Raw genomic sequence first — 7,024 nt, forward strand, 5'->3', positions numbered from 1 at the left:
CCAGACGCGGCGCGGCGTCAACCATCGCGGCCAACTGGGCAAGCGGTTTTGCGGCGAATAGCGCGCTCAGCGGTAACTCGACATTGAACTCGGCACGCACTCGCGACACGACTTGCACGGCGGCCAGGGAATGACCGCCCTTGGCGAGAAATACGTCGTCGCGGCTGACCTCCACACCCTCGAGCACCTCGGACCAGATCGCCGCCAGGCGCTGCTCGGTATCGCCTTGGGGGGCGCCGCCGTGCCCGACTGGAACCAGGCCGAGTACCGGACGGCGGTAGACGTAATAGGCACCCAGTTCGCCGGTTTCCAGGCGCTGGCGGCAGGCCGAGCGTTGCAGTTTGCCACTGGTGGTCTTGGGCAACGCAGCCGGCTCCAGCAAGGCGATGACGCTGGCGGGTTCCTGCTGCGTTTCACTGACCACCCGGTCGATGGCATCGATCAACGTCTGCGGGTCGAATTTCTTTTGCACGTTGCGGCCAATCTCGGCGGCGATGCCGATGCATTCTCGGCCGTCGACCTGTACCGGGAACGCGGCGACGCGGCCTTTGCGTACCGCTTCGACGCCCTGCTCCACGGCTTTTTCGATGTCTTGTGGGTAACGGTTCTGGCCGCGAATGATGATCACGTCCTTGGCCCGCGAGGTGATGAACAGACCACCGTTGTGGAGAAACGCCAGATCACCGCTGCGTAGCCAACGCCCATCGGGCAAGTCGAGGAAGGTCTTGGCGGTGGCCTCGGGATTGCGCCAGTAGCCACGCGCGACGCTAGGGCCGCGCACCCAGATTTCGCCGACCGTGTCTTGCGCGACGGGTTGCAGGGTTTGCGGGTCCATCAGGCGCACCTGATCGTCGAACAGCAGCCCGCCGCTGCTGACCACTTCGGTGCCGGACGGATCGGGCACCACCCGGCCATGGGCCAGTTCTTCGTGGTCGACATGCAGTGTGTAGTAGGGGCCACCCCGGGTATTACTCGTGACCATCAAGGTCGCTTCGGCCAGGCCGTAGCAAGGGTGCAGCGTGGTTGCCGACAGCCCCGCCGGCAAGAAGCGCTCAACGAAATCGGCCAGGGTATCGGCACGTACCGGTTCGGAGCCGCAGAACGCCACACGCCACCGGCTCAAGTCCAGCTCGGCGAGCAGGCTGTCGCGCACGCTTTCGGTACACAGGCGGAAGGCAAAGTCCGGGCCGCCGCTCAAGGTGCCGCCATAGCGGTGGATCGCTTCCAGCCAGCGCGCCGGCCGGGCGAGGAAGTGCTGGGTGGTCAGCAATACCAGCGGCACGCCGGCGTAGATCGGTTGCAGCATGCCGCCGATCAGGCCCATGTCGTGGTACAGCGGCAGCCAGCTGACAAATACATCGCCCGGCCGGGTGCCGAAGCCCATTTGCAGCAGGCGCTGGTTGTCCAGCAGGTTGGCGTGAGTGACTTCAACGCCCTTGGGTTCGGAGGTGGAACCAGAGGTGTATTGAAGCATGGCGATGGCGTCGCCCGGCACTTCACGTGACTGCCAGGTCTGGGCCGGCTGGGCCTCAAGGTCCTGGACGCTTGCCACAGCCGGCAGCTTCGCCAGGGCGAGGCCGTCACGCAATAGCAGGGAGGCTTCCAGAGCAGCCTGCTCGCAGACAATCAGCGATGGCTCCGCATCCATGGCCATGCCTTGCAGGCGTTCAGTATGGAACTGGCGATTGCGCTCCGGCGGATAGGCTGGCACCGCGATCAACCCCGCATACAGGCAGGCGAAAAACGCCACGATGTACTCCGGGCCGTTGGTCAGCAGCAGGAGCACCCGATCACCTTCCTCGGCGCGTTGCCCAAGGCAGGCGGCCAGGTGACGGACCCGGGCGTCGAGCTGGGCGTAGGTGAACAGCTCGGTGGTTTCGTTGCCATCGCCGAGAAAGCGCAGGGCCAGTTGCTCGCCTTGTTGTTCGGCGCGCTGCGCCAGCATCTCGATGAGGGATTGGGGTTGAGGCTGATGTGGGATGGCCATGGGGCGTCCTCCTGCAATCGCAAAAAATTCAGTAAAAATCGAGGGTTGCTCAGCGCATGTCGGCGCCATGCGGCTCGGCCATGGCTACCACCACCTTGCGCGGTCCCTGGAAGGGCCCACGGCCGTGGGCGGTGAGCATGTTGTCGAGCATCAGAACGTCGTTGTCCTGCCAGGCGAACTCGACTTGCTCCTGCTGCATCACGCCACGGATGTCTTCGAGCAGGGTCTCTTCCAGCGGACTGCCGTCGCCGTAATAGACGTTGCGCGGCAGGTCCTCCTCCTCGACCAGGTCGAGCAGCGTTTCGCGTACTTCCTCGGGCAAGTTGGACACATGAAACAGGTGCGCCTGGTTGAACCACACCGCGTCGCCGGTGCGCGGATGGGTGGCCACCGCCTGGCAGACCTGACGCGTGCGCAGGCCACCCTCTTCCTTCCATTCCAAGCTGATGCCATGGGCCTCGCAGTAGGCGTGCACGACACTGCGGTCCTCGGTGTTGAACACCTGCTCCCAGGACACGTCCAGGCCGTTGCCGTAGTTGCGGGTGTACATCAGGCCTTTGGTGGCGAACCGCTCGCGAATCTGCTCGCCAACCCGCCGGTAGATCGCGCGGCTGTCACCAATCGGCGTCGCGCCACCCACCGGTGATGCCTGCTGGCAGAAGAACCAGATTTTCATGGGCCAGTCCCGGGTGTAGGCCTGCTCGTTGTGCAGCGGGATATGCTGATGCGGCGGGTATTCGGTGGAGGTATAGATCCCGGCGGCGACGTTGCTGCGCGGCGTGGAGCCAAATTCATAGGTGAGCAGGTCCGAACCGAAGCCCACGGCGAAACGACGAAAACGCTCGGCGGTCTGCACGTCAAAGCCACGCAGCAGCACGCCACCGGCACTGAGCAGTTGCTCATCGATCAACGCCCGCAGATCGGACAGGCAAGCCGACAGATCAAGGCCGGGCTCACGGGCCTCGATCAGCAGGGGCAACGGGGTACTGGCGTGGCGCAGGGGCCGGATGTCGAAGCGTGAATCAAGCATGGAAGACTCCGCGAAACGAGGAAGACGGTGCGGCATGGGTCAGCCCAGGGCGCGCAAGGAAGGGAGTGAGGGACGTTGTGCCTGGGCCAGCGCAACCAGGCGCCGTAAGAAATCGTCGCGCTGGCGGTGCAGGAAGAAATGTCCACCGGCGCACATATCCAGCTGGAACGGCCCACTGCATTCAGCTTCCCAGGCCGCGAGAGCACTGACCGCGACGCTGTCGTCACGCCCACCGAAGACATGCAGCGCGCACGGCAAAGGCCTGCGGCAAGGCGGTTGATAGCGGTCGCCAAGCAGGAAGTCGGCACGCAGCACTGGCAGCACCATGGCCAGCAATTCGGGGTCGTCGAGTACTGCCTGGGGCGTACCGTCGAGGCGGCGCAGTTCGGCAATCAACTCGGCATCGTTCATGGGTTGCGCATCCGGCTTGCCGTCGCGCTGGCTGGGCGCGGTACTGGCCACGGCGATCAAGCCGCTGGGCAGCTCAATCCCCAGGGCGCCCAGCGCATGGGCCACTTCCAGGGCAACGACACCCCCGACGCTATGGCCGAGCATCAGGTAAGGACCGTCGATCAGCGGCGCCAACTCGCTCGCCAGGCTCGCCGCGAGGCTGGGCATGTCCACCTGCAACGGCTCATCACCACGGCGACCATGGCCGGGCAGCTCGACTGGCTGTACATCGAGCCAGGCCGGCAAGGCGGCACGCCACGGTGCGAAAGCCATGGCGCTCGCACCAGAACAAGCGAAGCAGAACAGGCGGATGCGATCGGGGGCGACAGACACGGCAAATCTCCTTGGAAGCAATCGACAAGCCGGACCGGCCTTGCCTGGAACACTGCTAATAAGGACGAAAGAAATGCGCGGGGAATTAAGTGTCTTTGATAAATATTGTTATTTGCGGGGCAGGATTGGACTGGATTGTGGGGAGGGAGGTCTCGTGCCTCCCCACAATCTTTAAACTACCGGCTGCAACCCAGCCGCCACGACAGGCACCTGGTGCTGGACGATCTGGCCGCGCTCGAGCTTGATCAACTGGTCGGCCAGGTGGAAGTAGCGGTCGTCATGGGAGATGACCAGCAGCGTCTTGCCCTGGGCGCGCAGCTCGGGCAGCAGCTCACAATAGAACACCTCGCGAAACGCCGGGTCCTGGTCGGCGGCCCATTCGTCGAAGATGATCACTGGCCGCCCTTCGAGGCAGGCGACGATCAACGCCAGACGCTTGCGCTGACCCTGGGACAGTTCACGGGTGGAGAACGAACCGTTGCTGACGCTGACTTTGTGGTCCAGGTGCAGCTTGGCCAGCCATTCACTCACCTGGGTATCCAGGCTGGAGTCAGGGGCCTCGAGCAGGGTATCGAACAGGTGGAAGTCCGAGAACACCGCCGAGAACAGCTGGCGATAATCGTCCCACTCGCCCGCCGCCACCGGCCGGCCATCGACGCGCACTTCACCACTTTCCGGCCGGTACAGGCCGGCGATCAGCTTGGCCAGGGTGGTCTTGCCACTGCCGTTACCACCAACCAGAAAGGTAATCTCGCCAGGGTTTAGGGTCAGCGCCACCGGACCGAGGGTGAACACCTCGTCCTCTCGCTCGCTGAAATAACCATGGGTCAGGCCATCCAGCTCCACTGTCACGCCTTTAGGCTGCACGTCAGGAATCGGGGTTTGCAGTTGGGTTTCAGCCTTCAACTCCGCGAGCGTCGTTTCGATGCGCGCACTGGCGACGCGTGCCTGGCTCATCTGCGGCAGGTTCAGCAGCACCCCTTCCAGCGGCCCCATCATGTACAGGAACACCATCACGTAGCCGGTGATCACCGCCGTATCGGAAGGAATCCACAAGCGCAGGAACAGCACCACGCCGATCAGCACCAGGAACAGCAAGCGCCCCCAGCCGCCAGTGATGGCGAACAGCATTAGGCCCTTGGCACGGTTGTGACGCACTTGCTCGACAGCATTGACGAGCACTTCATCGAGAAAGCGCCTTGCCTTGGAGCGGTTGAGCTTGAGCTCCTTGGCACCCGAGACCATGGCGTCGAAGTGACTGAAGAGTTCGTCCTGGCTGGAACCAGCCTTACGGAAGTACTGGAGCATGTGCGAATGGCACAGGTGGTAACCCAGCGAACCAAGACCGATGGCCAGCACCGAGACCAGGAAAATCGCCCACGATAGGTACGCCAGGTACCCGAGGCAACCGAGCACCACCACGGCACTGGTCACCAGCATCGGGAAACCGGTGAAAAAGTTCGACAAGGTGGTGGTGTCGTCGGCCAGGGCGGCCTGGATGCGCCCACGCCCGGCCTTTTCCAGACCGCGCAGGGGCGCGGCAACCACGTGCCGCGAGATGTGCAGGCGCAGGGTGGCCAGGCCTTGCTGGCTGAGGTGGGCGAACAACGTGCGGGACAGCACTTGGCTGCCCATCACCAGCGCTATCACCAATACGAAAGGCAACGCGTAGCCGGCCAAGCCGTCCAGCGGTGCATTCAGGGCCTGGTTGATCAGCGCCACCAGCAGCACGTTGGCCAAACCGCAGACCAGGCTTGCGCCAATGGCCACGGCCAACCTTGTGCGCGAAGCGCGGACCAGCATACCGAACAATGACATGATGTCTCCTTGGGGTCGGCTGGCGCAGGCCGTCACGCCGTCGCCGTCGATAGAGTGGGGTCACTGGAGCAAACGAAGCCTGCGGGAGATTCTTTAGGCTGCGCCGGCGGCATTATTACAGGTATTGGGAATTATATGCTGTTGCTATAGACTCGTATTCTCGTCAAGAGGCGACCTGCCTGCTTCGGAGTCTGTTGCAATGCTCATTACCCGCCGTCGAGCCCTGACCGGCCTCGCGTTGTTGCCGGTCGCGCTGTGCGCCTCGACCCTGGTCCGCGCCGCTGGCCCTAAATTGCCGAAAGTCGATATCGTCAGTTTCGAGCCCGCCCTCACCGAAAGCCTGCTAGGCCTGGGCGTAGCACCCATGGCAGTGGTCAACGCCGGTTATTATCGCGAGTTCGTCGCCTATCCGGAAATGCCCGACGACGTCCTGGACCTGGGCCCGAGCATCGAGCCAAACCTGGAGTACCTGCAACGCCTGAAGCCTGGCTTGATCATCGGCACTTCCTGGCAGTTGGAAGGTACCTTGCTGCGCCGCATCGCGCCGTTGCGCACCTTCGATATCTATACCTCGAACGCCCAGCCCTATCGCAACGCCGGCCAGGTGATGCTGGACCTCGGCGCCCTGGTGGATCGACGCGACGAAGCGCGCGCCTTGCTGGAACAGACTGACCGCCTGCTCGACGACTTACGCGCCAAGCTCACGTCGATCAGCGACCGTCCGGTGTATATCGCACGCCTCAATCCAGACGGCCGCCACCTACTGCTGTTCGGCGCCAAGGGCATGTACCAGGCCGTCCTCGAAAGGTTGGGTTTGCGCAACGCCTACCAGGGGCGCACCAACGCATGGGGCGGCAGCCCCGCGGTGGGCATCGAGACGCTACTGGAACATCCGGAGGCGTCGTTGCTGTATTACACCAACCCCCGCGAAGCCGTGGCGGCGCAACGCCGGCTGAACAACAGCCCAATCTGGCGCGCCTTGCCGATGATCCGCGAAGGCCGCATCCATGCGCTGCCCCGCTTCTACCCAAGTGGCGGTTTGCTGACCGCACAACGCCTGGCCCTGTCGATCACCGAGCAACTGCTCGCCCTGGAAGCCAACCATGCCTGACAGCACCTCACGCCTGCGCCGCCAACCGGTATGGCTGGCCCTCGGCCTGTTATTCATCGCCCTGGCCTTGAGCGCCCACCAAGGCAATTCGCTGCTGGCCGATGCCTCTTGGGGAAATGCCATCGGCCCAGTGTCACCCAGCGATCTGCCCACGTTGCTGGTGCGCTACAGCTATCTGCCGCGCCTGGTCATGAGCCTGCTGGTGGGCGCGGCCCTGGCCTTGGCCGGGGTGATGTTCCAGCAAGTACTGCGCAACCCCATCGCCGAGCCGACCACCCTCGGCGTCGCTTCCGGC

At 63.8% G+C, this 7,024-nt stretch carries 6 protein-coding genes; 2 read left to right on the plus strand and 4 right to left on the minus strand.

Annotated features, from left to right (window positions below; translation table 11 throughout):
- The 4 genes from L9Z73_RS22240 to L9Z73_RS22255 all read right to left on the minus strand — a co-directional run.
- Positions 1 to 1,987: AMP-binding protein (locus tag L9Z73_RS22240; RefSeq protein ID WP_247405524.1), on the minus strand; the 1,987-nt coding region annotated here is incomplete at its 3' end.
- A gap of 49 nt (positions 1,988 to 2,036) precedes the next feature.
- On the minus strand, positions 2,037 to 3,017 hold the full coding sequence (locus L9Z73_RS22245; protein WP_247405527.1) for a TauD/TfdA family dioxygenase: 981 nt from the start codon (positions 3,015 to 3,017) through the stop codon (positions 2,037 to 2,039).
- Positions 3,018 to 3,056: 39 nt separating this feature from the next.
- A complete protein-coding gene (locus L9Z73_RS22250) occupies positions 3,057 to 3,800 on the minus strand; it encodes a thioesterase II family protein (RefSeq protein ID WP_247405530.1) in 744 nt (247 codons plus the stop codon).
- Between the two features lie 171 nt (positions 3,801 to 3,971).
- Entirely contained in the window at positions 3,972 to 5,618 is a 1,647-nt protein-coding gene (locus L9Z73_RS22255) for a cyclic peptide export ABC transporter (RefSeq protein WP_247405533.1), read from the minus strand.
- Between the two features lie 199 nt (positions 5,619 to 5,817).
- Between L9Z73_RS22255 and L9Z73_RS22260 the strand changes: the two genes are divergently transcribed.
- The gene (locus tag L9Z73_RS22260) at positions 5,818 to 6,729 is read left to right on the plus strand and encodes an ABC transporter substrate-binding protein (protein WP_247405536.1); all 912 of its coding nucleotides are present in this window, start codon (positions 5,818 to 5,820) and stop codon (positions 6,727 to 6,729) included.
- Positions 6,722 to 7,024 (plus strand): iron chelate uptake ABC transporter family permease subunit (locus tag L9Z73_RS22265; RefSeq protein ID WP_247405540.1); only part of this gene is annotated, 303 nt, incomplete at its 3' end. The genes L9Z73_RS22260 and L9Z73_RS22265, both read left to right, overlap by 8 nt.

Origin of the sequence: Pseudomonas emilianonis (assembly GCF_023072625.1) — a bacterium.
In the GTDB taxonomy this organism is placed as follows: domain Bacteria; phylum Pseudomonadota; class Gammaproteobacteria; order Pseudomonadales; family Pseudomonadaceae; genus Aquipseudomonas; species Aquipseudomonas paraveronii.

Bases quoted from the DNA above. Each gene is read 5' to 3' on its own strand.
- L9Z73_RS22255 (WP_247405533.1), bottom strand. From the start codon at position 5,618: ATGTCATTGTTCGGTATGCTGGTCCGCGCTTCGCGCACAAGGTTGGCC.
- L9Z73_RS22245 (WP_247405527.1), bottom strand. From the start codon at position 3,017: ATGCTTGATTCACGCTTCGACATCCGGCCCCTGCGCCACGCCAGTACC.
- L9Z73_RS22260 (WP_247405536.1), top strand. From the start codon at position 5,818: ATGCTCATTACCCGCCGTCGAGCCCTGACCGGCCTCGCGTTGTTGCCG.